Here is a 26232-nt window from a genome sequence, read left to right on the forward strand (position 1 = left end):
TGTCAAGGCTGCTCCAGAAACTCCCTCACCAGCGTGAGGGTTCCCGCTACATGCAGCAGCCCGGAGTGCGTTGCCACCGCCTTCGGGTACTTGTCTTGCAGCAGGATATTGGTGACATCAGGTTCATCCATAAACTGACGCTCCACGGGCGTTACCACCAGGTCTTGGCGTGTAGCGAGAATCAGCGAGCGCACGCCGGGCGGATTCACTTTTTCCTGATGAAACGCTTGCAGGAAGGCAGATTGGTCGGATTGCTGGGCGCAGGCCGGGCAATGCTTCATGGACATCCCAGCGGGCACTCGCGTGGTGCCGTTCAGGCTGGGCGCCAGCGCCACGAGGCGATCAATCTTTCCTGCCAGAGGCGCTGATCGGGCGATCATGAAGGCCAGCAGGCCGCCCTGGGAGTGCCCGATCAACGTGACCTTCGTTGCGCCCGTGCGCACCAGCACGAGGTTCACGAAATCACTGATCTGTTGCGCAGACTGGTTGATGTCCATCGTGCCGTAAGGACTGAGTGGCCCCTGACGCCCGTAATTCAGCGCGAACAGGCAATGCCCGTCGGCTTTGAGCGCCGGGGCCAGGCTGGAGAAGGCGCGTCGGGTGCTGGCAAAGGTGCCGTGAATCAGCACGATGGGGGTTTGCTTGCTCTGCGGGTCGCAGTCGGCATTAACGAGCCCGGTGGGCAGACCCAGTGCGTCGTTTGCCACGGCAAGTGTCGACATCAGGCAAATTACTGCGGCGGCAAGCAGGTGATGAAGTCGTGCGTTTGGCACTGTCGGAAGTCCTGTCGGCATTTGGGGTAGCGCTTGGTCTGTGAAGTTTAACGTGCAGGCTGATTGCCTGTCCGCTATCGCGCTACTATCACCCCATGCCCACACCTGACGCCATTCTGCAGCAGTTGATTTTCCCCACTCAGTATCTCGATGTGGGTGAGGCGTTGACGCGCGCCTGTGGCGGCGATGTTGCGGCCTACTACCGGCACTGTGGTATTGCCTGGCTACCGGGCGACATGCCCGGTCATTCACTCACCGGTGTACAGCTGCGCCGCTCCAACGAATGGATGCTGGCGATCTGCCCGCCGGGCATGCCGCCGCTGGTCAGCTTCATTCAGCATTTCCCGGTGACCAGCCACGGTGCCATGGGCATGCTGGCCATTACCGCGCGTACCTTAGGCGAGGCACTGGATGGCGCACTGCATTATTTTCCCTTGGTCATGCCGGCCTACACGCTGCGGCGGCAGGATACTCAGGGGCGAGTACATCTGATTGCCGAGCCGCGTTTTGATTTTGGGCTGGTCTCGCATTTCTTCACCGAAACGGTGCTGGCGGCGTTCATGCAGCTTGCGCCTTTCCTGAGCCGCCAGCCGGCGCTGCTGCCGGAGATGCATTTCACCCATGCGCCGATGGGTCGCGTTGAGGATTATGAGCGTGCCTTTCCGTGTCGTTTCGTTTTTGGCAGCACGCAGAACAAGCTGGTACTGGATAAAGAGGCCTTGGCGATTCCGTTGCTCACCCCCAGTGTGTCGTCTCACCGTGTGCTGAAAGCGGGACTGGAGCAGCAGGCTCGGCTACTGGGCGTGTCCAGTCCGGTTACAGCGGATGTGAGGCGCAGGTTGCAGCAGGCCTTGCGTGAGAACCGTACGCTGACCATTGAAGCGCTGGCGGCTCAGCTGGCGATGTCTTCGCGTACGCTGAGCCGGCGCTTGCAGGAGGAGGGGGCGACGCTGCCGCGTTTGCGTACCGAGGTCGGTTGCGAGTACGCGGAGCTGCTTTTGCTGGAAACCGACAAGCCGGTTGCGCAGGTGGCAGCGACGGCCGGTTTTCAGGATGCCGCCGCCTTTACGCGTGCGTTTCGTCGTTGTCGGGGAGTGACGCCTACCGCGTTACGAGCGGGACGAAACTGAGCCAGAGCGCGATGCATCGGCTTCCAGCGCCAGTGCCGGAAAGCGCGAGATCAGAACTTGGCCGCCAAAGTAGACAACCCAGTTCAGCGCATACAGCTCGAAAGTCGCCACGGGCGGATCGCCCGCTTTCAGCCAGGAGTTGAACAGCACCAGGTCGGAGTACGGAATCAGCACGCTGCCGATCAGCACGATTAGCGCGCCGGTACTGTATTGGCTCACCTGGTAGAAGCGGAAGGCCAGCAGCGGCATCAGCACATAGAGGGTCGCGTTGAACACGAAGGAGCCGTAGTAAAGCAGATCGTGGCCTTGCAGATTGGCCTCGACGAACCAGGTCCACAGCAAGACATTGACGATCAGATTCTGCAGCGCCATGCCCAGCAGCAGCACTTTGCTTGCTGGGGCGTTGGCAAACTGGGTGCGGCCATGTTGCCACAGCGCCAGAATGTAGAGGCCGTAGCCGATGCCGAAGAGCAGCATGGCCCAGGTCAGTTTCAGCGATACCGGTTGCACGCTGCTGAGTGTGCCGTTGATGTAGTCGCCGACCATCGTGAAGGCGGCGCCGACGGCGAACCAGAGCGCGTATCTCCTGCTCCGCAGTTGGGCATCGGCCGTCAGATACAGCGCCAGTTGCGAGCCGATCAGCATGGCCATGAAGGCCAGATGCAGGCTGTGATAAATAGCATCCGGCAGGCTGAAAACGCCAGCCAGCAGGGCGATTTCAAGCATGACGGATGCGGCGAGCAGAACGATGGCGAATTGATGCGAGTGACGGGGTGTCATGGCGGCTCCATAGCGGTGTTCGGAATTTCGCTGTGTATTGCAACAGCTCGTCTTATGCTGATGTCGCCAATTTCATGCTGAACTCGCCAGAATCAAGGTGTTGCTCATGCGCAGGCTGTTGCGCAATGGTAACCTCCGCGCCTATGCGCCTCTCTGACCTTTATCAACGCTTCGCCGACCTTGGCGCTCGCCCCATCCATCGCGATGTGGTGATCCGCGCTTGGCTAAAAGGCCAGCCGCTGGATACGGGCCGACGGCATCAGCCCACCGACGATTTCCTGCCCAAGTCGGTGCGTGCCGGCCTGCCGCAACTCAGTGCCGACCTCGATGCGCTGGCGCGGGTGCGCTCCGAGCATCCGGGTGCCGATGGCTCATCACGCCTTCTGGTGGATATCCCCGATGGCCAGATGGTGGAGACCGTGCTGCTGCCGCGCGATGGCGTTTGTGTGTCGTCGCAGGTGGGTTGCGCGGTAGCTTGTCGATTTTGCATGACCGGCAAAAGCGGCTTACTGCGCCAAGTCAGCAGCCTGGAGATCGTGGCGCAGGTGGTGCAGGCGCGGCGGCGACGGTCGGTGAAAAAAGTCGTGTTCATGGGCATGGGCGAGCCGGCGCACAACCTCGACAATGTGCTGGAGGCCATCGACATCCTCGGTACGCTGGGCGGCATTGGCCACAAAAATCTGGTGTTTTCCACCGTTGGCGATAGGCGTGTATTCGAGCGTCTGCCCGAGCTGCGCGTGAAGCCGGCGCTGGCATTGTCGCTGCACACCACCAAGGCCGATCTGCGCGAATATCTGTTGCCGAAAGCGCCGAAGATTGCGCCGGATGAGCTGCTGGAGCTGGGCGAGGCCTATGCCCGATGGGTGGGCTACCCCATTCAGCTGCAATGGACCTTGCTCAAGGGCGTGAACGATGGTCAGGACGAAGTCGATGCCATTGTGTCTTTAGTGAAGGGCAAATATGCCGTGCTCAATTTAATCCCCTTTAATGCCGCCGAGGCAGAGGGTATGCCCGGTGAAGCGTGGCAACGACCCGATGATGAGCGTACGGTGGAGATCGTGCGCGAGCTCAATCATCGCGGGGTACTGAGTCGCGTGCGAAATAGTGCAGGGCAAGATGTAGCTGGCGGTTGTGGTCAGCTTCGCGCGCGCTCCGTCTTCTTCACGGCCACTTAAGTCTACGGCTAGTTAAGGAAATTAAGATGACTCACCCATCACGCCTACGCGACCTGCTGGCCTTAGCTGCTTTCCTTGTTTTGAGTTTTGTTACGGCGGGCGTGGGCGCTGTCGCCTCGGTGTCGGCCAAAGATTTTTACGGTCAACTCGTGCAGCCGAGCTGGGCACCACCGGGCTGGTTATTCGGCCCGGTGTGGACAGTTTTATTCATCTTAATGGCCGTGGCCGCCTGGCTGATTTGGCGTCGTCGTGCAGACACTCAAGTGCGCCCGGCACTGACCGTGTACGGCGTTCAGCTGGCGTTTAATGCGCTGTGGACGTGGTTGTTTTTTGCTTGGCAGCAGGGCGATTGGGCGTTGGTGGAAATTGCCCTGCTATGGAGCTTAATTGCCATCACCATCAATCGCTTCTGGGCTATTCATCGTGTGGCGGCGCTATTGCTGCTGCCGTACTTAGCCTGGGTCAGCTTTGCAGCTGCACTGAATTTTTCCTTGTTGCAGTTGAATCCGTTAGCACTTTAGGCGCTAACGGTACGACATGCAGCCTGGCAAAAAGCCTCGGCACTTTCACAGTAGGAATGGATGAATATGAACACCTTAGCGATGTGGAATAAACTCAGCAGCCAGCCTGGCGGGAAATGGATTTTCTCGCGCGCGCTGTGCTTGAAAGCTCCTTACTTTGGCAGTATCCGCCCACAATTTGAGGCGTTAAAGCCAGGCTATTGTGAAGTGCACATGCGTAAGCGCAGGAGTGTGCTGAATCATTTAGATACCGTGCATGCCATTGCCATGTGCAATATGGCCGAGCTGGCGGGAGGCTCCATGACGGAGGTTACCGTACCGTCGACACACCGTTGGATTCCAAAGGGTATGACGGTTGAGTACTTGAAAAAAGCCACCACCGATTTAGTGGCAGTCGCCACGCCCATGGCAGACATCGATTGGTCCGGAGCGAGTGAGTATCCGGTGAAAATCGTCGTCAGCGACACCCACGGCGTGCCTGTGTTTCAGGCGGTGATTGCCATGTGGGTGTCGCCGAAAAAGTAAGTTTCAGTTCTCTATAGCGCGCTGGTTTAGGCGTTAGCGGCCACCCCATCCAAAACACGATAAACATCCTGCTCATCCATGTAGCGCGGCACGGCATACATGCCATGGGCTTCGGTCAGCGCGTCGGTGGCCATGCGCGCGTAATCACTGCGTTGAATCATGCTGCCGCTGCGGCGTATCGGCAAACGCGCGAGTAAGTCGCTGACCCGTGTAGACAGTGCGTTGGCCGCGACGGTATCGGTTGCACCGGCAGGTGCTAGCTCAAGATCGCGAGACAAACTGGCGAGCTTCTTCAGGCAAGCCGGTTGGTTAAACGCCAACACATGCGGTAATACCATGGCATTCGCACGACCATGCGGCACGCCGTATCGAGCGCCGAGTTGATGGGCAATGGCATGCACATAACCCACCGCCGACGTGCTCAGGCACAGGCCGGCATAATGAGATCCCAGTGCCATCGCGTCACGCGCGGCTAGGTTGTTAGGCTCAGTACAAGCAGTCTCTAGGTTATTCAAAATCAGGCGCACCGCCGTTCGGTTGTAGCCATCGGTTTGCTCGTTGGCAAACAGACTCATCCAGCCCTCGAGGGCATGCGTGAGGGCATCAATCCCTGTTTCTGCGGTCACGGAAGCTGGCATACCTTGTGTGATGAGCGGATCTAGCGCGGCGGCCAGGGGCACTAAACCAGGATCCACCACCAAGGCTTTCACATGTGTGCTGCTATCTGAAATGACAGCGGCCACGCTCGCCTCAGAGCCGGTGCCCGAGGTGGAGGGCACCACAAAGAATGGTAGGGCGGGTTGCCGACCTTTAAGAACGCCCACCAATTGTTGAGGCGTTTTACCCGTGGTGGCCGCGAGGGCGATGACTTTTCCGGCATCAATGGCCGATCCGCCGCCAATCACCAGAAGGGCATCAGCACGTGCCTGCTGGCAGGCTTGCAATCCGGCTTCCACAATTTCAAAGGTCGGGTCTGGTCGAACGCCGGTAAAAATTTCGGTGATAACGCCTCGCGCATTGAGGGCGGCAACCAACGGGTCAATCGTACCCAGCTTGGCTAAAACATCATCCGTAATGACGAGAACGCGCTTATGCCCTTGGTCGGCGATGCTATGACATAAACGCACAGCTGAGCCTTCACCAAACAACACCAGAGGCCGTGGCACCGCCAACACTTTACCGATGGCCCAGATGGCGCTGAGTTTTGGGAGAGCCTTTAGGCGGTTAGTTAGTGCGGACATGGTGTGGCAACTCCAATGAATTTGACTGAGTGGTCACGCTACAGGCCAGAATTGAATTGAGCAAGACTTGACACGGAAAGTAAGCCGCAATTTGCCATAGGACGTATAGTGCCTAGGTTACATATCATTCATTTTGAGTATGTCAGCATGTCTAAAACACGATTTTTACCCGTCATTCTATTGGCCACGGGGGTTGTTGGTGCCTTTGTGCTTAACCCATCTGCCGATCAGCATCGTGAAAAAATTAAGGTCGTGGTGTCTGAGCGCAGTCCGGTGGAAGGACTCTTGGGGCTGGGCCAGTTGACCTCGTTCGTGTCGAAGTACCATAGCGTTGGCTTGGCTTCGTACACAACGGTAGGCGATAAAACGGCTTCAATCGGCGCGTTTGGCGTAGTTTATGTGGTTGATTAAGTGGGAGAATACGTGATGAGCGATGAGTTACAGGTAGTGGATCTGGTGCTGGGCGAGGGTAAGGCCGTGGTGAAAGGCGCGCTGATCCGCGCGCATTACCGAGGCACTTTAATCGATGGCACCGAGTTTGACTCATCATGGACCCGCGGCCAGCCGTTTCAATGCGTGATTGGAACGGGTCGCGTTATTAAAGGTTGGGACTTAGGTTTGATGGGCATGAAAGTGGGCGGCAAGCGTCAATTGCATGTGCCCGCGCATTTGGCTTATGGCGAGCGCCAAGTGGGCGCACACATCAAACCCAACAGCCCGTTGACCTTTGAAATTGAGCTACTCGAAGTCCTCACGCGCGACGATTAAGTCGCGGTAAGGATTTGCTCTGCCAGGCTTTGGCCACTCAGCCAGGCACCTTCTACCTTGCCTCCATTGAGCCAATCCCCACACAGCCCTAGCCCTGCCTGTGCTTCCCACACCGCCCCCACATTCAAGGGTTTAGCGGTGTCGGCGTAGCGCCAACGATGCGCGCTCCAAGCATCTGGCGTGCGCCCACCCAGACTGATAAATGCCGCAATAAGTGGCGCGGCCACTGCGTCGCTGGTGGCTTCAATGTGGGCCTCACTCCATTCCGCGCTGGCATGAAGCAACCAACAGTGTTGGCCGTTTCGCCCCGGCTTATGGCTGTCTTCCGCCACCCAGCGTAAGGGGCCGTGGTTAACAAACGCGGCTTGGAAGGCCAGCTTCATGGGCTCGTGATAGCGCAACATGAGCGCCCAGCTGCCGCGCATCGGCGCAGTGCTAGCCAGCTCGGCTAAGCCAATATGAATTGGGTGAAGCAGGGGTTGGGCTTGCGGTGCAGGAACGGCCAGCACAACGGCATCGTAGCTGGCGTCAAGCCAAGCGTGCTCGGCGCTGCGGAGTTGCCACTGCCCTTCGTGCTTCTTTAACGCTTGGATGGTGATTTGGCTTTGCACATTTAGTGTCGCAGCTACGTGGCGAGCGGGCGCTGTCATGCGCGGAGTACCGACAAAGCGCTGTGGCTTAGCCTGGCTGGCGCTTGGTTCCGATGCCTCGGGCAAGGAGCCAAATACTTGCAGTTCCGGATCCCACGCGGCAGCCACGCCCAGACTTACCCAGCGCTGAACCTCAGCATGAAAACGGGGATCGCGTGCGGTGAAGTACTGCGCGCCGGTATCACATTGCCAAGCATTGCCATGTTCAGTTTCGCCACGCTTCGTGCTCATACGACCGGCAGCGCCACGGCTCTTTTCGAACACAGTGACGTGGTGGCCGGCAGCCTGTAAGCGTTGAGCGCAGGACAGTCCGGCAATGCCCGCGCCGATCACGGCAATTTTTTTTACGGCAGTCATGTCGCGTGCTAACCCTTCAAACCATGAGATGCGCTAAGTGTAGCGACCTGGGTCGTGGGCTCGCGCTAGGACAAACGCGAGCCGCAACGATCTATGGCTTAGTGACGAATGCGCCACGCTTGGCGTAATTCATCGCCATAGTAGGCGGTGAGTGCGCGCAGTAAGCCCATCTTGGGGTCGGCTTCCAGGCCATCAGCCAAGCGGAATATTTGTTGGTAGTACCAGGCTTGGCCACCAATCACATTAATGAGCTTGAGGGGCAGCACCGGGCTCGCGGGTGAAAACAGCCCTTTGGCAGCCAAGCGTAGGGTGTGCTCATACGTTGCCACGCGATCAATTTTCCCGCTGAGTAAGTCGTTGACGGTGTTGGGGTCGGTGCAGAGGGGGCGCCCCAGACCGATGACATCGCAGTCGCCGGCTTGCAGTGCCTGCTCCATGGCCTCTCGGCTGCGGAAGCCGCCCGTGACCATCAAGGGCATGGTGGCGACTTGGCGAATCGCCGCAGCGTATTCAAGGAAGTAGGCCTCGCGTTGGCGCGTGCTGGTGCGAACTGCCACCGTTTCCGTTTTGATGGAGTCGCTGCGTCCGGTGTGGCCCAGCAGCTTGGGCTGCTCGTAGGTGCCACCAGAAATTTCTAACAGATCCACCTGCAAGTCATTCAGCCAGGCCACGACCTGTAGGCATTCTTCGTGAGAGAAACCCCCTTGGCGGAAGTCATCTGAATTGAGCTTGATCGCAACGGGGTAATGGGGGCCGACAGCCGCCCGTGTAGCACGTACCGTTTCGAGCAGAAAGCGGGCGCGATTGGCTAAAGAGCCGCCCCAGGCATCGGTGCGTTGATTGGTGATGGGCGATAAAAAGGACGACAGCAAGTAGCCGTGCGCCGAATGAATTTGCACGCCAGTAAAGCCCGTTTTCTGCGCGACGCGAGCGGCATGGGCATAGCGCTGAATGAGGCCGAGAATTTCTGCTTCGGTGAGTGCTCGAGGTGAGGCGTAGTTGCCCATGAGATCGAGTTTAACGGCAGACGGCGCAACAGGCTGGCGGGTGACATAGCGCGGCGATTGACGACCCGCGTGATTGATCTGCATCCACAGTTGATTGCCGTTGACGGTGCCCGCCGCGGCCCAGGCTTGTAGTCGCGCCATCGCCACGCTGTCTTGCTCGGTCTCCGGCACGATCACGACATTGCCGGGACGCTCCAAGACCTCGCGATCAATTTGCACATTGCCGGTAATGAGGAGGCCTGAGCCACCTTCAGACCAGCGCCGGTAGAGTGTATTGAGGCGATCGGTGGCGCGTTGCTTAGCATCGGCCACGCCTTCGGTCATGGCAGCTTTGGCCAGGCGGTTGGGTAGCGTGACACCGCAGGGCAAGGTAAAGGGTTGTGCGAGTAGATCAAGCGTCATGGTGAATATCCTGAATTTGAAAAAGGTTAGATCGCTTTTAGCCAATCCAAAGCAGCGCGAGTGATAGTGCGCCGGCATAAAAAACGGCCACGCTGACAGCGCAGAAAAGGCGTACCGGCAAGGTCGAGCGACCGTGCTGGCGCCACATCCACAGAGCGGCTAAGACCAGTAGCATCTCCGGGATGAGAGGGTAGAGTGCAAAGCCAGCGATTTGCTGAACGTCTTGGGCATGCCACAAATTCATGGGGCGGGCGGCCCATTCCCACGTCAGGAAGGCTGCTAAGCCACCCACAGCGCTGACGCTGTAGGGAAAACGGGTGGCTTGGGCCAGCCAGCACAGCGGCCAGAGCAGCATGATCCACAAGCCCATGAAGTACACCGGTACGGCGCCGCCGAGGCGATAAATACCGTGATCCGGGAAGGTGAGCGTGCCCATCTGTTTCACCAGCATCCAGTCTGCGCAGGGCAACGCAACAGATAAGGGCAGTAAAAATAGCCAGAGATTCAGGCCTTGGCGATGCCCACGCCAGTAGCACATGAGGGGCAGGTTGATGTTGTACGCCGCTGCTAGAAGCAAAATGGCCCAGCCCAACATGGCGCCTTGCGACAACAGGGCAATGGGGATGGCAATCGCAAAAAAAACGAGATGAAAACGCAGGGCATCCTGCATACCACGATGGCTGACGGTGGTCATGGGGCTAGGCTCCGAGCAATGTCCGCCATGCCATCGGCGAGCGAAATGTTAGGGGTATAGCCTAGCTCACGCTGCGCCTTGGCAATGCTGTAACGATGGCGTCTTAAAAGAAACCTCATGGCAGCGGGGCTGGCTAACGGTTTTTGGCCAAGTAGCTTGAGCGCTGGCGCACTGGCAGTCAAAAAGGCGTTAAGCGCCCAAGCGGGCAAGGCTGGGACACGTTTTTTCCCCGCCATCTTGGCATGATAAGCAAAGAAGGTGTGGCAGGGCGTGGCGACGCCGTCACTGAGGGTAAACACGGAGCCGCCCTGGGCTTTTTCGAGGGCGAGAAAAATGCCATCCAGCAAATTGTCGACATGCACATGGTTGATCACACCGCGTCCGAAGTCCGGCAGCACAAAAAGCCCCCGCCGAATTAGGTCGATGGGACGCTGCACCCAAGGTACGCTGCCAGCGCCGTAAACATCGCCGGGCCGAATCACAATCACCGCAAAATTGGTGGTGTTAAACGTCAGGGCAACTTGCTCGCTGGCCAATTTGGTGTCGTTGTACACATTGCCTTGACCATTTAACGGGCCGTCTTCGGTGACATCGGCCGGATAGTCAAAGCCATAGACCATGACCGAAGACAAATGCACTAATTGCCGCACGCCTTGTGACTGGGCTACCCGGCAAACACGCCGCGTGCCCTCTACATTCACCCGTTCATAAGCCTCACGAGGACCGTCTTCTTCCACAATGGCCGCGGTATGAAAAACCACATCGGCTCCGGCAAAGGCGGCCTGCAGCGTGGCTTCATCATTGATGTCGCCTACCGTGACTTGGATGCCTAACGCATGCGCACGTTCTGCCGCGATGAGCGAGTGATCCATGCCTTGAACCTGCCAGCCCAGCGCCAGTGCGCGCTCGGCCATGCGCAATCCAATGAAGCCGCCGATGCCGGTAATCGCAAGCGTTGTCATGAGGTGATTTCCTGAGTGAGTAGGGTGGGCGGCAAAACGGCACTGCCACGAATCAAGGCGTAAAAAATCCGGATAATTTCATGGCTTAACTGGGTGATGCTGGGCGGTTCGGCAACGGTGAGCCATTCGGCCAGGAGTTCATTGATGCCCCCCACGAGTGCTACGCACACGAGGTGGTAGTTATGTGCGGGCAATTCGCCTCGGCTGACCATGGCGTTCACGAAGCCTTCAATAACACCCGCCATGTCATGAATGGCTGCGCGGCGACGCGTTTCCATGGCGGCGCTGACGCCAACCGACTCCAGCACGCCGACCCGCGCGAGTCGGCTATCTGCCAAGTAATGATTAATGAGCGCTTGCATGGCGCGGGGGATTTTTTCTTCGAAACTTTGCTCGGGGGCATTAATGGCTACCAAAGCGGCTTCACGCAGATCCTGCAAGATGCGGTCGTAGAGATCGGTGAGTAAGGCCTCGCGCGAGGGATAAATAGCGTAGAAGTGACGCGCGGTGACCTTAGCCTCGGAACAGAGCTGCTCGATGGTCGTGCGGGCATAGCCCTGCCTTGCAAACAATTCCAAACCCGCTGCGAGTAAGCGCTGTTGGCGTTCTGCTCTGCGTTGTTCAGGCGCTACGCCACGATACGCCCGAGCCGGTTTTTCAGTTTCGCGAGGCGTGTTGGGTAGCGCAGCGTCGGTGAGCGTTACTGTCATACGTTATTTTGACAAGATTTCTTGTTGGATTTACAGTCTGCCACAGATTGCGCGTTTGGCAAGTCGGCTAGGCGTGATATTTATCCTGACTGTTGAGGACTAGGCATGACCGTTTTGCAGCCCCTGAAGCACTTTGACGGCACCCGCGATGCCCGTCGCCCCATGGCACGCGTCGACCATGTGCGTGAAGCCGCCAAGGATTTTCGCCGCGATATGCTGGCCAAGCCCAAGGTGCGCTTCTACAAATCCTTCGAGCTAGTGCGCGTGCCGTATCCGGCCAAATTTGCCTACCTCAACGCGTTTAGCTTGCCGACGCCGTTTGTGCATCTGTGCAATCGTTTGAGTGTGATTCAGTTCGACTCCGCTGACGGCATTAAGACCTTGCTGGTCGGGCCATCTGATTGGGAACATCAACGCGAAACGCCATTTTTTGCCCAGCTCGACCAGCAGGCCGGGCGATTTACGGGTGTGATGGATAAGCTCATCGTTCGCAGGACAGCGACCGTGCTGGACTGCCTTAAAAGCATTGGTCTTAGCCCTGAAGATGTGGACTACATCACCTATGACCATCTGCATACGCAAAATGTGACGCGCTGGCTCGGCGGCAATGGTCAGCAGGCACTGTTTCCGAATGCCAAGCTCTTGGTGATGCGGGAAGAGTGGGAGAGCGCGCAGGCGCTGATTCCGTGGCAAAACCAGTGGTATTGCCCGGATGGCATCGCTGCCGTGCCCGAGAGCAAGTTGATCTTTCTCGACGACAGCGTGGCGCTGGGCGATGGCTCGGTGGCCATTATGCGCACCAAAGGGCATACCGAAGGTAATCACTCCATTGTCTCCCACACCGACACGGGCCTGATCGTGACCAGTGAAAACGGCGTCAGTCTCGATGCTTATGAGCCCAAGTACTCGACCACGCCAGGCCTGGCCGCGTTCGCGAAGCAGACCGGCGCCGAGATCATCATCAACGGCAACACCATGGAGTATGTGGTGGATCAGTACATCTCCATGGTGCAGGAAAAGAGCGTAGCCGGCCCCAACCCCAAGGACGAGCGCTTCCCCAATGTCGCGCCGTCGTCGGAAGTCACCGCGTTTTGGCTCTTCCCCGGCACCGCGCCAACAGCCACCGTGGGTGAGCAAGAGTTTGGTCAATTGACCTTGAAATCAGGAGTCGCCGCATGAGCCTGCATTGGATCGTTTCAGGGGCAGCCTCGGGCATTGGGCATGAATTGGCTAAGCAACTGCTGGCGCGTGGTGATCGCGTCTGTGCCTGCGATGTTCAGCCAGCTGGTTTACAGGCATTAAAGGCATTAGCCGGTGCGTCTGCGCAGCTGCGCGTGGAAACCTTAGATGTGCGCGATGCCGAGGCGTGGAAGGCCTTAGTGGTTCGGGTTGAAGCGGAAGATGGCGCGGTCGATGTGCTGGCCAACATCGCCGGTGTGCTGAAAGAAAACTGGGTGCAAGATGCCACGGCTGCCGAAGTCGATTTCCACTTCGACATTAATGTGAAGGGTGTGATTTTTGGCACTCAGGCGGTCTTGCCCAGCATGCTCGCGCGCGGTCAGGGCCACATCATCAATATCGCGTCGCTGGCAGGTTTATCGCCGGTGCCTGGTATCGGCCTGTACAGCGCCAGCAAGTTTGCCGTGCGGGGTTATTCACTGGTTGCGGCCATGGAGCTTGCCGACAAGGGCATCGCGGTCACGGCAGTGTGCCCGGATGCGGTACAGACGCCAATGCTGGACATCCAGCAAGGCAAGCCGCAGACCGCGCTAACCTTCTCTGGCCCGCGTGCATTGACGGCGCAAGAGGTTGTTGCCGCCATTCTCGGCCCGGTACTTCGGGATCGTCCGTTTGAGATTGCTCTGCCGGCTTGGCGAGGTACTACCGCGAAACTAGCGGGTAACCTGCCACAGCTCGGTAACAAGGCCATCGGCCTATTCCGCAAGGCTGGCGAGAAGCGCCAGAAGCTCATTCAAGCCGGTAAAAGCAGTACCGAACGCTAAGCCTTTCACTTCAGCGCGCAGGTGGCGGAGTTCAGCCCGGCCCCAACGGCCAGCCTAGGCTCAGCCAGAGCGCGAGCAGGCCGCCCCAGCCCATCAACAGCGCTAGCGAGTAGGGCAGCATCATCGCCATGAGTGTGCCGATGCCCGCTTTCGGCTCGAAGCGCTGGGCAAAGGCCACCACCATCGCAAAATACGGCATGAGTGGGGTGATGATGTTGGCGACGCTGTCTCCCACGCGATAGGCCGCCAAAGTGCTCTCGGCCGGGATGCCAGCAAGAAAAAACATGGGAATGAAGATGGGTGCCATCAGCGCCCATTTCGCTGATGCGGAGCCAATCAGCAAATCCAGCGTAACCGTGAATAAAACAAACATCAGCAATAGCACCACCGGCGACCAGTCCATGGCTTTGAGCTGTTCAGCACCGGTGATGGCAACGAGCTGCCCGATCTGGCTCCACTGAAAATAGGCCACAAATTGCGCGGCAAAAAACATCAGCACCAGATAGCTGGCTAAGGTTTTCAGGGTTTCCTCTAAGGCAGGAACGGCATCGCTGCTGCGAGCCCAACGTTGACTCACCCGCGCATACAGAATGCCGGCAATCCCCGCATAAAGAGCGACCAATACCACCACGCCTTTGATCAGTGGCGACTTCGTGACGCTGCCATCTTCCCCACGCAAAAAGCCATCCGCAGGGAGCAAGCCAGCGAGTGCGAAGGCCAGCACAGCCAGTGTCCACAGCAGTACCGCGCGCGCTCCGCCACGGTGTAAACGGCTATCGGCCAGCTCAACGGGCGCGTTGATCGCAGTCGATGCGGTGGCCGACAATCGGGGCATGACAAATTGATGATTGACCCAAGACACGATCAAGGTGACCCATAGCGTGGACGCCAGCATAAAAAAGTAATTAGCGGTCACAGCGACTTCCGCGCCAGGCTTCACCGTTTGCAAGGCTTCGCTGGCGATACCGGCAAGCAAGGCATCGACGGGCCCAATCAGCACATTGGCAGAAAAGCCGCCAGAAACACCAGCAAAGGCACAGGCGATGCCAGCGAGTGGTGGTAGTCCCGCGCGTTGGAAGAGCAGGCCAGCGAGTGGAATGACCACCACATAACCGGCATCCACGGCAATGCTCGACAACACACCGGCCAGTGCAACGACCGTTGGCAATGCGCGCACACCGCTGAGGCGAACCAGCGATGACAGGATACCTGCGAGTAAGCCTGAGCGTTCGGCCAGCCCCAAACCGAGCATGGCCACGACGACATTGCCGACGGGCGCAAAACTGGTGAAATTGGTCACGGTGTCGTTGAACAAATGGTTCAACCCGACCAGAGAGATCAGATTAACGGCGGTAATGGTCTTACTGCCATCCGGCCATGTGGCTTGCCAGCCTAGGCCCGCGGCAATGGCGGAGGCCACCAATACGATGCCGCAGAGCCAAACAAAGAGCCACGCGGGCGGGGGGAGACGATTCCCTAGCGTCTCAATACGATCCAGTGTTCGTAAAAAGCGAGTTGCTGCCATGTTTAGCTACCTGAGCCTAAAACGGTGTAGGGGATTAATGCGGATGCCCAGCTATGTCGCAGCCACAAGAAGCCCGATAAGACTAAGGCAAGCATAATGATGAGTGTCGGCTCCCAGTGCCTTACCCGGATAAAGCCTGCGCCGCGGTACCAAGACCAGCGCAACCCGGCTACCACAGCCGTACCTAACATGACACCAGCCATCACATCACTGATCCAATGTAGGCCCAGAAATGCGCGTGATATCGACGTGAAAATAATGAGCGTTAGGCTCACCGCCAGCGCCCAAGGCTTGAGGCCGGGCCAAAAATCGCGGGTCATAAAAACATAGAACAAACCCCACAGCACGGTCACGGAAAAGGCGTGATCGCTGGGGAAGGATGCCTCGTCGCGCATGGTAAAGACGGGCTGTGGGCCTGGATGGGCAAACAGTGTTTGCAGCAGTGAGGGCAGGAATAAACACAACAGGCTGGCCACAACGGTAAAGCTGAGGGCACGCCATTCGCGGCGAAGCAGCAACCAAAACGCCACGATGCCGCCCAGGGTCAGTAAGGCGCGGTTATCGGCTAGCAGCGTAAATGCCGTAAACAACCAATCAATGCCGGGCTGTCGGAGGCGGGTGAACTCCGTTGTGACCCAGGCATTGAGGTCGGCCAACAAGGGTAAATACAGGGCAAGCGAGATAAAACTAACTAAGCCGACGCTGCCCACCAGTAACGTCATAAATTGGTTTTCTGGAATGCCATCGGCGCAGGCAAATACCCCGTGGTTATGCGGCGCATGTTGCTGTCGCCAACGCCGTGTGAGGCTGTTAAGGCGGGGCAGTAACCAAACCAACGTTCCAATAGTAATGAGAATGGCGCCCACAAAAAGGAGCTGATGCTTGCCGGGTAGCAGTGGGCTGTCGATGGCAGCACCGGCAAAATAGCCTGGCAAAATATTCGGCGGAGCCCAAAGCAGGGCGGAAATGACATTAAAAAAGAGGAAGCGTGGAAATGGCATTTGGAAAATGCCAGTCGCCAGAGGAACAAAGGCGCGGATAGGACCAATAAAGCGTCCAAAGATCAGGCTTTTGCCGCCGTGTTTTTCGACAAAAGCTTCACTGGCCGCCAACCAATGCGGATTTTTTCGGAAAGGCCAGACATGCTCAATGCGGTGTTTAAAGTGATGCCCGATGGCATAACTGATGCCGTCGCCGACGATGGCGCCCGCCACCGCATAGAGCAGCACTTCATAGACATTTATGCCGATATGTCCGGCCAATAAGGTCAGACCAATCATGACCGGAATAGCAGGAATGATGGAGCCGATGACGGCCAGTGACTCAAGTGCGGCAAGGCCAAAAATGAGTAGCAGTGTCCAATCCGGATTCTGCGTTAGCCAGGCCCACCAGGTTTCAGTCATGTGCATAGGAGCTTAGGCAAATGGGCAAGTTGCCTGCACCCTACTCAGCTGAGGCCGCGCCTGCAAGTGGGATTGTAAGTGTGCGGCAGTTTCTGGTTAATTATTAAGCACTTTGGCAGTGCTTTAAGCCGCTATTGGCAAACGTCATCGACTTGATTGGACTTAAAAGTAGAAAAAATTAGCTTAAATTCTATCGATTGATTTTTTTGTATTCTCTTTCGATTTTGAAAACATAATGTTTAGGGGCTGTGTGAAGTAGCGGCGTTAAGTGCGTAAAGGAAGTCACATTTCCTGCTCGCTTATAAGTTCGCTGGATGCTGCCAAGCCCAGCATTATAGCTAGCAAACATGTATTTCCTTCTGTCTTCGGGGTCTTCAATTTGGGGCCACGATTCATATATTTTACGGTTGTAATATATGCCGGCAGCAATACTGTAGTAAGGGTCGAATGCATCTTCAAAATGTGGGTTTTTGCGTTTAATTTCAAGATAAGTTTTAGGCATAATCTGCATTAAGCCCATGGCGCCGGAGTGAGACTTAGCGTGGGGTTTGAGCTCAGACTCAACAATTGCTTGCGCTTTGAACCATGTCCAATCAGCACCAATACCGAAGTAGTGCTTAGTGTATTTTCTAAAGTGATCGTCATAATTGTTTTTAAATTTAGTATTATTGCGTGGGTGCCTCTGTTTAGAATTTGTTATGGAAGAATTATCTGAACTTTTGGTGTCGATTTCAGGTGATATTATTTCGTTGTTTTCGTTATCAGCAGAAAAGAAAAAAGAAAAGTATTTTGCGATTAGGCCTGGCTTTTCTTTTGGCTCAGACTCACTCACGGTGTGTGAATTTATTTGTTTTTGATGTGCAATTTTTTCTTTTTGGGCGGCAGTATCCGCTAAGCTAATCGAAATACTTGGCGGTTCTTGCGTATAGTCACTAGCATGTAATACGCTTGAATATATTGATATGTACGCAATAAATGTAAATACAGTAAGTGGGTTATTTTTGTATTTAATGACTAATGACATATTTATTAGTTCAGGCTCATGCCTATAATAATGCCCATGCCAATACCGTTCCCAACAAAAATACCCAGCATAACTAGGCCAATGGCCAGATTGCCTTCCGCTAACTTTTCTTTTAATCTAAAGCCCATTCGTCGCTCAAATATTGCGCTGGCTAACCAACTGATAAGCAAGCTCAACGTAGAGCCAGACATGGCATAAATTAAATTTAGAATTATGGGATCAAAGTTTGTCATAGTTTTTTACTCAAATTTTATTTTAATTATCGGCACCAGATTTCTGTATTAGGCGATATTTCTTTTGTGCGGCTGTTAAGTTCTGCCTGACAGGTCTCAAGCGATGGAAAGCGTATAAACGTCGTGTTGTAGCCAAACTGTGTCTTGGTGGAGATCCAAAGCATTGCATCTTTAATATTTTCTGCAAATAAATTTCCGCTTAACGATGCTAATAAAATAAATGGATAAATATACTTTTTCATTATAACTTGACCTAATAAATTAGCTGTTTGTAGAGGCATAGAGTTCTGAGCTGGAATCATTCACACTGATGATTCTAACCGTATTGAATCTTTCTGCATTCAATTTAAATGGTGTCTTACCATTAATTTGTACTTTTTTGGAAGGTTTAACTAAGCCGCTGTAAACGATCAGGCCACTAGCGTCGATAACTTGCACGTGGGTTGTTGATGACGCAACGAGAAAACTGGATTTTTTTACGGTGGCTCGAGTACGAGTAACCATGGTTGACGTTTTTTCGGATAATTTGCTTTCTGAAGAATAAAAAGTATTTGACGTTAAATTATCTTGAATTGACACCGTAGCTTGAATCGTGCGTTTAGGTTGATTAGTGTTGGAACCCATGCTGAGGAAAAAAGCAAAAGTACCAATAAAACAAGACGCCAATACAGCTTGACCTACTTTACTATGAGTGGATTGCAGGATACTTTCCAGATGATTCTTAACCTGAGAGACCCAAGAGATAGGCGGAGTCATTGTTGCTTTAGAATTAACTTCACTGTGCTGTAAGTCGTTTTTCAGCCAATACGTTTCCAGCCAAGCGTCATAGAGAGCAATGACTTCAATGGGGTTGAGTTTTAGCGCGTTTGCATAGCGACGTAGATAGCCTTTAACGAAGATGGGCTCTGGTAGACTCAGGAACTGCTCCAGTTCCAATGAGTAAAGTGTCTTTTCACTCATTTGTGCAATGTCTGAAGCCTCGGTAATGGTTAGTCCTAGTACGTCACGTTGTGCTTTAAGCCAACGGCCAACGGGCGGGTAAGCAATCGGGTCGAGTGTAATTTGGCTCAATTCAAACACCTTACAATGTCGTGAAGAGCAATGTGCCTGCTGTTTAGGTCTTTGCTCTATAATTGAGCGGCAAGTTACATAAAATTACATAAGGCTACAATCGTACAAAAAATTTTTATTGCGTTGTACACAAGCAATTCCGAGCACAGAGTGCTGTGATCACTCGGTTCCCAAATAATCAGTGAGGTTGCGTTGATTTTTGTTCAGCTTTCAACGATGGAGGCATTCATTAACACTATTCCGAGGTTTGTGTGCGTCTGTTGATTGAAGGCATGGCCACGCCAACGAGCACTTCCACTTGAACACCCTCGGGCTACTCCAAACGTCAGCCTTGTTTGTACTGACCGCCGTGGCTGAAATTGTGGGTTGCTACTTACCCTATCTCTGGCTGAAAAAAGCCGGCTCGCCGTGGTTGCTGTTGCCGGCGGCGCTCAGTCTGGCGCTATTTGCTTGGCTGCTGACGCTGCATCCGGCGGCGAGTGGTCGTGTTTATGCGGCCTACGGTGGGGTCTATATTGTGGTGGCGCTGCTGTGGTTGCGCTGGGTTGATGGCATCACGTTACAGGCAACCGATTGGTTGGGCGCTGGCATCGCGCTCATCGGCATGGCAATCATCGTGTCGGGCTGGAAAGCCGCCATCTAAGGACTAGTGACCAACCACACGATCAATGGTCTCGGGCTTATCGTGCACACCAAAGCGGTCGACGATGGTGGCACTGGCCTCATTGAGGCCGATGACTTCAACGGATTTGCCTTCACGGCGGAACTTGAGCACGACTTTATCCAGTGCGGCGACCGAGGTGATATCCCAAAAATGTGCGCGCTTAAGGTCAATTTGCACCTGTGAGATGTCCTCTTTAAAGTCGAAAGACGCACTGAATTTATCGGCAGATGAGAAAAATACTTGGCCTACGACTTTGTAGCGGCGCGTTTGGCTGGCGCTTTCTAAGCTCGCCTCAACGTACATGAAGTGGCTGATTTTATTAGCGAAAAAGAGTGAAGCAAGTAGCACGCCGGCGAAGACGCCGTAAGCCAGATTATGTGTCACCACCACAAAGGTGACCGTGACCAACATGACAATCGAGCTCGACATCGGATGCTTTCGCAGATTGAGTACGGAGTCCCAGCTGAACGTGCCAATAGACACCATAATCATGACGGCAACGAGTGCGGCCATGGGGATTTTCGACACCCACTCGCTGAGAAATAAGCACATGATGAGCAGTACAACGCCGGCGGTTAATGTTGATAGACGTGTGCGCCCACCGGATTTCACATTAATCACGGACTGACCAATCATTGCGCAGCCCGCCATGCCGCCGAGCAAACCGGCACCGATATTGGCAATGCCCTGACCTTTGCATTCGCGATTTTTGTCGCTAGGGGTGTCAGTCATTTCATCCACAATCGTGGCTGTCATCATGGACTCGAGCAGGCCGACAACGGCGAGAGCCGCGGAGTAGGGAAGAATGATTTGCAGGGTCTCAAAGGTTAGAGGAACCTCTGGCCAAAGGAAAATGGGCAGGGTGTCGGGTAGTTGCCCCATGTCGCCGACGGTTCGGATATCAAGCCCCAGGACCAGTGCAAAAGCCGTCAGCGTAAGAATGCAGACCAGAGGAGATGGAATGACCTTGCCGATCACGGGGAGGAAGGGAAATAAATAGATGATGCCCAGGCCCGCTGCCGTCATGGCATACACATGCCAGCTCACATCGGTTAATTCAGGCAATTGAGCCATAAAAATTAAGATGGCTAAGGCGTTAACGAAACCGGTCACCACAGAGCGCGAAACAAAGCGCATGAGACTGCCCAGCTGCAAATACCCCGCCAGTATTTGCAGTACGCCACAGAGTAAAGTGGCCGCTAATAAGTATTGCAATCCATGCGACTTCACGAGGGTGATCATGAGCAAAGCCATGGCCCCAGTAGCTGCCGAAATCATGCCGGGTCGGCCGCCTACAAATGCAATCACCACGGCAATGCAGAAGGACGCATAAAGGCCTACCTTCGGGTCGACTCCGGCAATAATTGAAAACGCGATGGCCTCTGGAATGAGCGCAAGTGCGACGACTATGCCAGCAAGCACATCTCCACGTACGTTCGAAAACCACGTTTCTTTGAGTTGGTTATACATACGAGATTCTGGGAGCAGCTGTTGCGGTGGGCTTAACGCAGGAGCGGCATATTAACACAGTGGGTTATGCAGGCGGCCCACGCAGCGAGCTTTGCGGCATAAGTCATGCCCGCGTGGGCGGGACTGGTCGAGGGTAGGCGCAATAAGGCCAATGTGTGCTGTCGTGGCAACGCTAACGCGGGTTTAACGTGACGATGCCAGCATTGCTCGGCTTTAGCTCCGTTGAAGCAGACTTGGCGGATGTGCGGGTGCTGTTGCAGAAAGCCGGCGAAGTCATTGACCACGATGCTGGCGTCATCGATATCGGCATCGAGGCTGCCGGGGCGATGGCAGGCCGCGAGTACATCCCACAGGGCAATGCCGTTAGCCTGCAAAATTAAGAGCCGTTCGGCATAGGGCAGGTCGGGCGAAAAGCCGAGCACATCGGCGAGGATGGGCCAGAAGGCGTTGCGCGGGTGGGCGTAATAGGCCTGTGCCTGCAGCGAGGCCTGGCCGGGCATGCTGCCGAGAATCAGCAGCCGCGCATCGCTACGGGCGACCGGCGCGAAGCCCTGCGCTTGCGAGTTATCAGCAATAGCCAATCACAACACCTTGTCAAAAAACGCGAATACGCGCTCCCAACTGTCTTCGGCGGCGGCCTCGTTGTACTTCGAGCGCAGCGGGCTGTAGTCACCGAGTTCACGAAAAATAAACGTGTCGTGGTTGTTCATGTAGGAGTGGCCGGCATCGGGGTAGCTCTTCACATCGTGTTCAACGCCGAGCTTATCCAGATGCTTGTTGAGCAGCTTGCCGTGCTTGCCCATGATCATGTCTTTCTCGCCCCAGCCGCCGACCACCGGGCAGATGCCCTGCAAGTCTTCGGCCTTGGGCGGCACCATGCCATAGAACGGCGCCACCACGGCCAGCGGTGCTTGCGCGCCGTAGAGCAGGGCAAAGCGGCCGCCCATGCAGAAGCCCATCACGCCGACTTGCTGCACATCCAGCTCCGGCTCGATCAGCAGCCACTGGCGCACGGCTTCGAGCTGTTCGAACGCCAGACCCTTGCCGGTCTCGTGTGCGAGCAGCGTCTTGGTCACGCACAGCGGCTTCATCGAGCCGTTGTCGTAGAGGTCGGGCACCACCGCCGGGTAGCCGGCATCGGCGAGACGACTGGCGATGCGGCGAATGTCATCGGTCAGGCCGAAGATGTCATGGATGGCAATCACCGCCGCACGCTTGCTGTTGCGGCGCGCCGGCAGAAACAGCTCGCACTGCATGTCATGACCGTTACTGAGTGACAGGGTGAAGCGGCGATTGGCGACCGTCATGGTGGCTGTCCTTACAGAGATTTGTTCAGGAATTGGGTGTAGAGCTCGGCACTTTCGCTCGGACGCTCCAGGTGCGGCATGTGGCCAATGCCCTTGAATACGAACACGCGCGAACCGGGAATCTTGCGCCAAACCGAGGCCATGCTGATATGCAGCAGCTTGTCTTCATCGCCCCAGATGATCAGCGTCGGCACCTTGATCTTGCTCAGTTGGTCATCCAAATTCACATTGCTGATCTGCTTAAAAATGTATTCGTGGCGCGGTACACGTGCGATGGCCTGCTCGCCAACGGCATCCAAGACAAAGCCAGGAATAAACGGTGGTTGGCTCATGGTCATGGCGTAAAAGGTGTGAAAACCGGCGATATCTTTAGCAAAGAAGCCGTTCTTGCCGGCGGCAATTTGCTGACGCAATACGCTAGGGGTAGGGCTACTTACGCCAGAGGCATTCATCAGGCCTAGGCTGTGCACTTGCTCAGGATGACGTAGCGCAAGCTCGGCGGAAATGAAGCCACCCATTGAGTTGCCGATGACATCCACCTGAGGATTTTTCGGCTTCAATGCCTTAATCACGGCACTGACGCGATCCGCTTGCGTTGCCGCATCATAGGCTGCCGTTGGAATGAAGCTGGAGTCGCCAAACCCCGGTAAATCCAGCGAGATGATGCAGCGTTCGGCGGGCATCTTTTGCGCCATACGGAACCAGTGCGCGCCCCGCGCGGTGAAACCATGGATCATGACGATGCAGGGCTCGCTACTGTCGAGCTTGCGCGTAAAGACCTTTACGTCATGGCCATCAACGTTGACGGAGCTAGTCTTTAAGTCGGCGCGGAATTGCTCTAAGCCCAGCGCCTTGTCCTGTACCCAGGCGCCGAGTGAGGCCTGTGCCAATCCTGTTGTAGTGAGACCGGCAGCCAGTAACAGGGTCTTCAGGGATAATTTCATGGAGTCACTCCGCGCCACTAAAATCTGGCGATTTTTGTTGTCAGTTCGAGTCAGCTGCGCAGACTAGCTGAGCAGAAGGTATCTGCCAAGCTTGTGATCAAGTTGGAACGCGACTGAACCAGGGCTGCGCCTGTTCCAGTTGAGCGGCCAGCCTGAACAGCAAGGCCTCATCGCCGAACGGTGCCACAAATTGAGCGCCCAAGGGCAGGCCATCGGATGTCCAGTACAGAGGAACCGACATGGAGGGCGTGCCGGTCAGATTCGAGAGCTGGGTGAAGGGCACGCGGCGCAGACTTTCGCTGGCCATTTTTTCGACCTGACCACTTTGCAGCAGGAGTTTACCCAGGCCCAGAGCCAGTAAGGGCTTGAGTGCGGCCTCCTGCCAAGCGGGTGTCTTTTGCTCGCCAATCTTCGCCGGCAGGCAAGCTTGTGTCGGAGTTAGATACAGATCATAGGTTTGAAAGAAAGTAGCGAGCGAGCGTGAAAAGCCATTCCATTTGAACAATGAGCGCGTGTATTCGCCAGCAGACAGTGCGCGTCCGAGCAGACCTAGAGCCCGTGTATCAAGTTCGAAATCCTGCTCGCGAGCACCGTGCAGTCGCTGGGCCTCGACCATGTTCGCGGCCGTCTGACCCATGTACATGGTCAGGAAACATTCGGCCAGCTCCTGACCATCAATTGCCGGTTCGGCCTCTTCGACCTCATGCCCGAGTTGACGCAGCAGCGCCACGCAAGCCTCGATTGCCTGGATCGCATCGGGATCTACACCCAGCCCCAGGGGCGAGCGCGTTGAATAACCAATGCGCAGCTTGCCGGGATCACGCACGACTTCCTCAAGATACGGCCGAGCCGGTGCCTGAATATGAAACGGTGCGCCCGAATCCGGGCCTTGCAAGGCATCCAGCATGGCCGCGCTGTCACGCACACTGCGGCTCACCACATGCTCGCTGGATGCCCCGTGCCAGAACTCGGCATGACGCGGCCCTGCCGGCACACGACCACGCGATGGCCGTAGCCCGAACAGCCCGCAATACGCCGCCGGAATACGAATCGAGCCGCCGCCATCGCTGGCTCCGGCCATCGGCACCATGCCCGCCGCCACGGCTGCCGCCGAGCCTCCGGATGAGCCTCCGGTGGTGTAGTCCGGGTTCCACGGATTGCGCGATGGCCCCCAGAGTTCCGGCTCGGTCGTGCCTTTCAGCGCCAGCTCCGGCGTGTTGGTCTTGCCGAAAATCACCAAACCGGCAGCCAGCGCTCGGTTCACATATTCGGAATGGCTGGCCGGCACATAATGGCGAAAAGCACGACTGCCAGCGCTCGACGCCACCCCGGCATGATCCTGCGCGATGTCCTTGATCAGGAATGGCACGCCGGCAAACGGGCCGCGCAGCTCATCTCTCACACGTGCTTTGGCGATCTCGTGCATGGGAGTGATAATGGCGTTGAGTTCGGGGTTGACGGCTGCGGCACGGTCTAGAGCACAGTCGAGCAACTCGCTCGGTGTCACTTGCTTGCTGCTGACCAGCGCGGCGAGCCCAAGGGCATCGTGTTGGCGATATTCTTCGAATTTCATTTGTTGTCCTTCGGGTCAAGCGGAACTTTTTTGTTGTTCGGTTATCCTCTTGGCGAGAGACTAGCAGGTCAGTCGTATAGCTCGATAGCGTCGCGCACCGAACAAACGCCTCACTGCCAGGGCGTTTGACACTGCGCAGTGGGGAATGAGTCGGTATTCGTAATCATTTTCTGCCGGTGACTTGGACTTCTACTCGACGGTCGGGCTGCAAGCAGACGATTAATGCGTTGGTCTTTTTTGTGCCTTTGCATTCATCTGGCTTCGTTACGGGATCTGCTCCATTAACTCCGCTGGCTGAGATCTTATCGGCCGGAATACCTGCGGACTTCACCAGATAAGCTTTGACCGCTTCGGCACGACGGGTCGAAAGCTTGAGATTGTATGCATGTGAACCAATTCGGTCGGTGTGACCTGTCACTATGATGGCATTGAAATCGACATCTCGCAGGTCAGCAACCAGCGTGTCGAGCGCTTGTTTCCCATCAGGCTTCACCGTTGATTTGTTGAAATCGAAAAGAGAATCTGCTGAGAGCGTCACCTTGCGCAAGGGCTGTGGCTGTGGCGTTGGTGCGACTGCCACCTGTTCTTGGGGAGCAGCAGGCGCATAGGCAACAGGTTCTAGCGTTGTAACGCGTTGGACAGGTGCAGGCGTCTTCCCAAATCGATAGACCAAACCGGCCGAGATAAGATCAATATCGCCTGTGTTGCCGATCGCATCATTAATACGGTATCGCTCTGCTTCGACGCGCATCCCAAGGGATGGGGTGAAATCGTACTGAACACCTAAGCCAAATTTGTAATTTGCAGCCCGCTTGCTTTGATTGGGAAACGTGCCGACGGATCCCGTGTTGGAGAATGAGCTTTTTACATCAGAGAAATTTACGCCTATCCGTCCCAACGCTGAAAATTTATCAGTAAGGGGCAGAGTTCCGACGGTGTCTAGATTGATGCCTTTTAGTTTCATTTCACCACTAAACGTTCCAGGCGGGCTTGTCGTTGCGTTAAAGCTAAAATTTCCCGTATCGAAATATCCACTTTCTAAGGCAAAGTATTTGGTGAATTGGTAACCACCAAAAACTTTGTACCCGAGTTTTCGATCATCATCTTTGAATGAAGTGGTCGTTAAGCCTGCTCGCGCGAGGCTACCGATAATCCTTTCGTCATCAATGGTTGCTCGTGATTGACCAAGGCTTCCGCCAACGTACCAACCCGAATCGTCTGCCATTGCCAATGAGCTCGCCATTACACCCATGGTCAGTAGACTCAATCTCAACACTGTAGTTGCTAATGTCATGTTTCCCCCTGGAATTTTTTGAATTA

General features: G+C 55.7%; 28 protein-coding genes. 9 read left to right on the forward strand and 19 right to left on the reverse strand.

Features of this window, described 5'->3' with window-relative positions:
- Positions 1–2: 2 nt before the first annotated feature.
- Positions 3–722, reverse strand: a complete 720-nt coding sequence (locus A8710_RS04775; protein WP_068858360.1) for an esterase/lipase family protein — start codon at positions 720–722, stop codon at positions 3–5.
- A gap of 146 nt (positions 723–868) precedes the next feature.
- Between A8710_RS04775 and A8710_RS04780 the strand changes: the two genes are divergently transcribed.
- Positions 869–1903, forward strand: a complete 1035-nt coding sequence (locus A8710_RS04780) for a helix-turn-helix domain-containing protein (protein ID WP_068858361.1) — start codon at positions 869–871, stop codon at positions 1901–1903.
- Here A8710_RS04780 and A8710_RS04785 read toward each other — a convergent pair.
- Positions 1883–2683 carry a hypothetical protein gene (locus A8710_RS04785; RefSeq protein WP_068858362.1) on the reverse strand — a complete coding sequence of 267 codons (801 nt, stop codon included), beginning with the start codon at positions 2681–2683 and terminating at the stop codon, positions 1883–1885. The genes A8710_RS04780 and A8710_RS04785 overlap by 21 nt on opposite strands.
- Positions 2684–2826: 143 nt before the next feature.
- Here A8710_RS04785 and A8710_RS04790 point away from each other — a divergent pair, with 143 nt between their 5' ends.
- From A8710_RS04790 to A8710_RS04800, 3 genes are all read left to right on the forward strand, one after another.
- Positions 2827–3858 carry an RNA methyltransferase gene (locus A8710_RS04790; protein ID WP_068860586.1) on the forward strand — a complete coding sequence of 344 codons (1032 nt, stop codon included), beginning with the start codon at positions 2827–2829 and terminating at the stop codon, positions 3856–3858.
- Between the two features lie 26 nt (positions 3859–3884).
- A complete protein-coding gene (locus A8710_RS04795; RefSeq protein ID WP_068858363.1) occupies positions 3885–4379 on the forward strand; it encodes a TspO/MBR family protein in 495 nt (164 codons plus the stop codon).
- A gap of 66 nt (positions 4380–4445) precedes the next feature.
- Positions 4446–4904 carry a hotdog fold domain-containing protein gene (locus A8710_RS04800; RefSeq protein ID WP_068858364.1) on the forward strand — a complete coding sequence of 153 codons (459 nt, stop codon included), beginning with the start codon at positions 4446–4448 and terminating at the stop codon, positions 4902–4904.
- A 26-nt stretch (positions 4905–4930) separates the two neighbouring features.
- Here A8710_RS04800 and A8710_RS04805 read toward each other — a convergent pair whose 3' ends face one another.
- Positions 4931–6145: an iron-containing alcohol dehydrogenase gene (locus A8710_RS04805; RefSeq protein ID WP_068858365.1), complete on the reverse strand. Its 1215-nt coding sequence runs from the start codon at positions 6143–6145 to the stop codon at positions 4931–4933.
- A gap of 147 nt (positions 6146–6292) precedes the next feature.
- Here A8710_RS04805 and A8710_RS04810 point away from each other — a divergent pair, with 147 nt between their 5' ends.
- Together A8710_RS04810 and A8710_RS04815 are read left to right on the forward strand one after the other, a co-directional pair.
- A complete protein-coding gene (locus A8710_RS04810; protein ID WP_068858366.1) occupies positions 6293–6556 on the forward strand; it encodes a hypothetical protein in 264 nt (87 codons plus the stop codon).
- Between the two features lie 15 nt (positions 6557–6571).
- Complete coding sequence (locus A8710_RS04815; protein ID WP_068858367.1) at positions 6572–6913, forward strand: FKBP-type peptidyl-prolyl cis-trans isomerase; 342 nt, start codon at positions 6572–6574, stop codon at positions 6911–6913.
- Here the strand turns inward: A8710_RS04815 and A8710_RS04820 are convergent.
- From A8710_RS04820 to A8710_RS04840, 5 genes are all read right to left on the reverse strand, one after another.
- Positions 6910–7920 carry an NAD(P)/FAD-dependent oxidoreductase gene (locus tag A8710_RS04820; protein ID WP_068858368.1) on the reverse strand — a complete coding sequence of 337 codons (1011 nt, stop codon included), beginning with the start codon at positions 7918–7920 and terminating at the stop codon, positions 6910–6912. The two genes, A8710_RS04815 and A8710_RS04820, sit on opposite strands and share 4 nt — an antisense overlap.
- A gap of 98 nt (positions 7921–8018) precedes the next feature.
- A complete protein-coding gene (locus tag A8710_RS04825) occupies positions 8019–9329 on the reverse strand; it encodes an NADH:flavin oxidoreductase/NADH oxidase family protein (protein WP_068858369.1) in 1311 nt (436 codons plus the stop codon).
- A gap of 37 nt (positions 9330–9366) precedes the next feature.
- Positions 9367–10023 (reverse strand): DUF6989 domain-containing protein, encoded by a 657-nt coding sequence (locus tag A8710_RS04830; protein WP_068858370.1) that lies wholly within the window; start codon positions 10021–10023, stop codon positions 9367–9369.
- A complete protein-coding gene (locus A8710_RS04835; protein ID WP_068858371.1) occupies positions 10020–10985 on the reverse strand; it encodes an NAD-dependent epimerase/dehydratase family protein in 966 nt (321 codons plus the stop codon). The genes A8710_RS04830 and A8710_RS04835 overlap by 4 nt, the downstream gene beginning before the upstream one ends.
- Positions 10982–11695, reverse strand: a complete 714-nt coding sequence (locus A8710_RS04840; protein ID WP_068858372.1) for a TetR/AcrR family transcriptional regulator — start codon at positions 11693–11695, stop codon at positions 10982–10984. Before A8710_RS04840 ends, A8710_RS04835 begins: the two co-directional genes overlap by 4 nt.
- 105 nt (positions 11696–11800) lie before the next feature.
- On the opposite strand from A8710_RS04840, the gene A8710_RS04845 reads away from it, so the two are divergent.
- The gene (locus A8710_RS04845; RefSeq protein WP_068858373.1) at positions 11801–12874 is read left to right on the forward strand and encodes an MBL fold metallo-hydrolase; all 1074 of its coding nucleotides are present in this window, start codon (positions 11801–11803) and stop codon (positions 12872–12874) included.
- Positions 12871–13698, forward strand: a complete 828-nt coding sequence (locus tag A8710_RS04850; protein ID WP_068858374.1) for an SDR family NAD(P)-dependent oxidoreductase — start codon at positions 12871–12873, stop codon at positions 13696–13698. Before A8710_RS04845 ends, A8710_RS04850 begins: the two co-directional genes overlap by 4 nt.
- 31 nt (positions 13699–13729) lie before the next feature.
- Here the strand turns inward: A8710_RS04850 and A8710_RS04855 are convergent, their stop codons facing one another.
- The 5 genes from A8710_RS04855 to A8710_RS04875 all read right to left on the reverse strand — a co-directional run bounded on the left by A8710_RS04855 (position 13730) and on the right by A8710_RS04875 (position 18954).
- Positions 13730–15223: an AbgT family transporter gene (locus A8710_RS04855; RefSeq protein WP_068858375.1), complete on the reverse strand. Its 1494-nt coding sequence runs from the start codon at positions 15221–15223 to the stop codon at positions 13730–13732.
- 2 nt (positions 15224–15225) lie between these two features.
- Positions 15226–16626: a VTT domain-containing protein gene (locus tag A8710_RS04860; RefSeq protein ID WP_068858376.1), complete on the reverse strand. Its 1401-nt coding sequence runs from the start codon at positions 16624–16626 to the stop codon at positions 15226–15228.
- A gap of 190 nt (positions 16627–16816) precedes the next feature.
- Entirely contained in the window at positions 16817–17650 is an 834-nt protein-coding gene (locus A8710_RS12030) for a transglycosylase SLT domain-containing protein (RefSeq protein ID WP_082968669.1), read from the reverse strand.
- A gap of 5 nt (positions 17651–17655) precedes the next feature.
- Complete coding sequence (locus A8710_RS04870; RefSeq protein ID WP_068858377.1) at positions 17656–17883, reverse strand: DUF350 domain-containing protein; 228 nt, start codon at positions 17881–17883, stop codon at positions 17656–17658.
- A 261-nt stretch (positions 17884–18144) separates the two neighbouring features.
- Positions 18145–18954 carry a helix-turn-helix domain-containing protein gene (locus A8710_RS04875; RefSeq protein WP_157686298.1) on the reverse strand — a complete coding sequence of 270 codons (810 nt, stop codon included), beginning with the start codon at positions 18952–18954 and terminating at the stop codon, positions 18145–18147.
- 298 nt (positions 18955–19252) lie between these two features.
- Between A8710_RS04875 and A8710_RS04880 the strand changes: the two genes are divergently transcribed.
- A complete protein-coding gene (locus A8710_RS04880) occupies positions 19253–19597 on the forward strand; it encodes a YnfA family protein (RefSeq protein WP_068858379.1) in 345 nt (114 codons plus the stop codon).
- A 3-nt stretch (positions 19598–19600) separates the two neighbouring features.
- Here A8710_RS04880 and A8710_RS04885 read toward each other — a convergent pair whose 3' ends face one another.
- The 6 genes from A8710_RS04885 to A8710_RS04910 form a co-directional block, all read right to left on the reverse strand.
- Entirely contained in the window at positions 19601–21088 is a 1488-nt protein-coding gene (locus tag A8710_RS04885) for a SulP family inorganic anion transporter (protein WP_068858380.1), read from the reverse strand.
- 32 nt (positions 21089–21120) lie between these two features.
- On the reverse strand, positions 21121–21669 hold the full coding sequence (locus tag A8710_RS04890; RefSeq protein ID WP_198341620.1) for a DNA-deoxyinosine glycosylase: 549 nt from the start codon (positions 21667–21669) through the stop codon (positions 21121–21123).
- Positions 21670–22395 carry a dienelactone hydrolase family protein gene (locus A8710_RS04895; protein ID WP_082968671.1) on the reverse strand — a complete coding sequence of 242 codons (726 nt, stop codon included), beginning with the start codon at positions 22393–22395 and terminating at the stop codon, positions 21670–21672. It lies immediately after the preceding gene.
- Positions 22396–22406: 11 nt separating this feature from the next.
- The gene (locus A8710_RS04900; RefSeq protein ID WP_068858381.1) at positions 22407–23339 is read right to left on the reverse strand and encodes an alpha/beta fold hydrolase; all 933 of its coding nucleotides are present in this window, start codon (positions 23337–23339) and stop codon (positions 22407–22409) included.
- 97 nt (positions 23340–23436) lie between these two features.
- Complete coding sequence (locus A8710_RS04905) at positions 23437–24912, reverse strand: amidase (protein ID WP_068858382.1); 1476 nt, start codon at positions 24910–24912, stop codon at positions 23437–23439.
- Positions 24913–25075: 163 nt separating this feature from the next.
- Positions 25076–26206 carry an OmpA family protein gene (locus A8710_RS04910; RefSeq protein ID WP_068860594.1) on the reverse strand — a complete coding sequence of 377 codons (1131 nt, stop codon included), beginning with the start codon at positions 26204–26206 and terminating at the stop codon, positions 25076–25078.
- Between the last annotated feature and the right edge of the window lie 26 nt (positions 26207–26232).

Source organism: Perlucidibaca aquatica (genome assembly GCF_001676655.1).
GTDB lineage: Bacteria > Pseudomonadota > Gammaproteobacteria > Pseudomonadales > Moraxellaceae > Perlucidibaca > Perlucidibaca aquatica.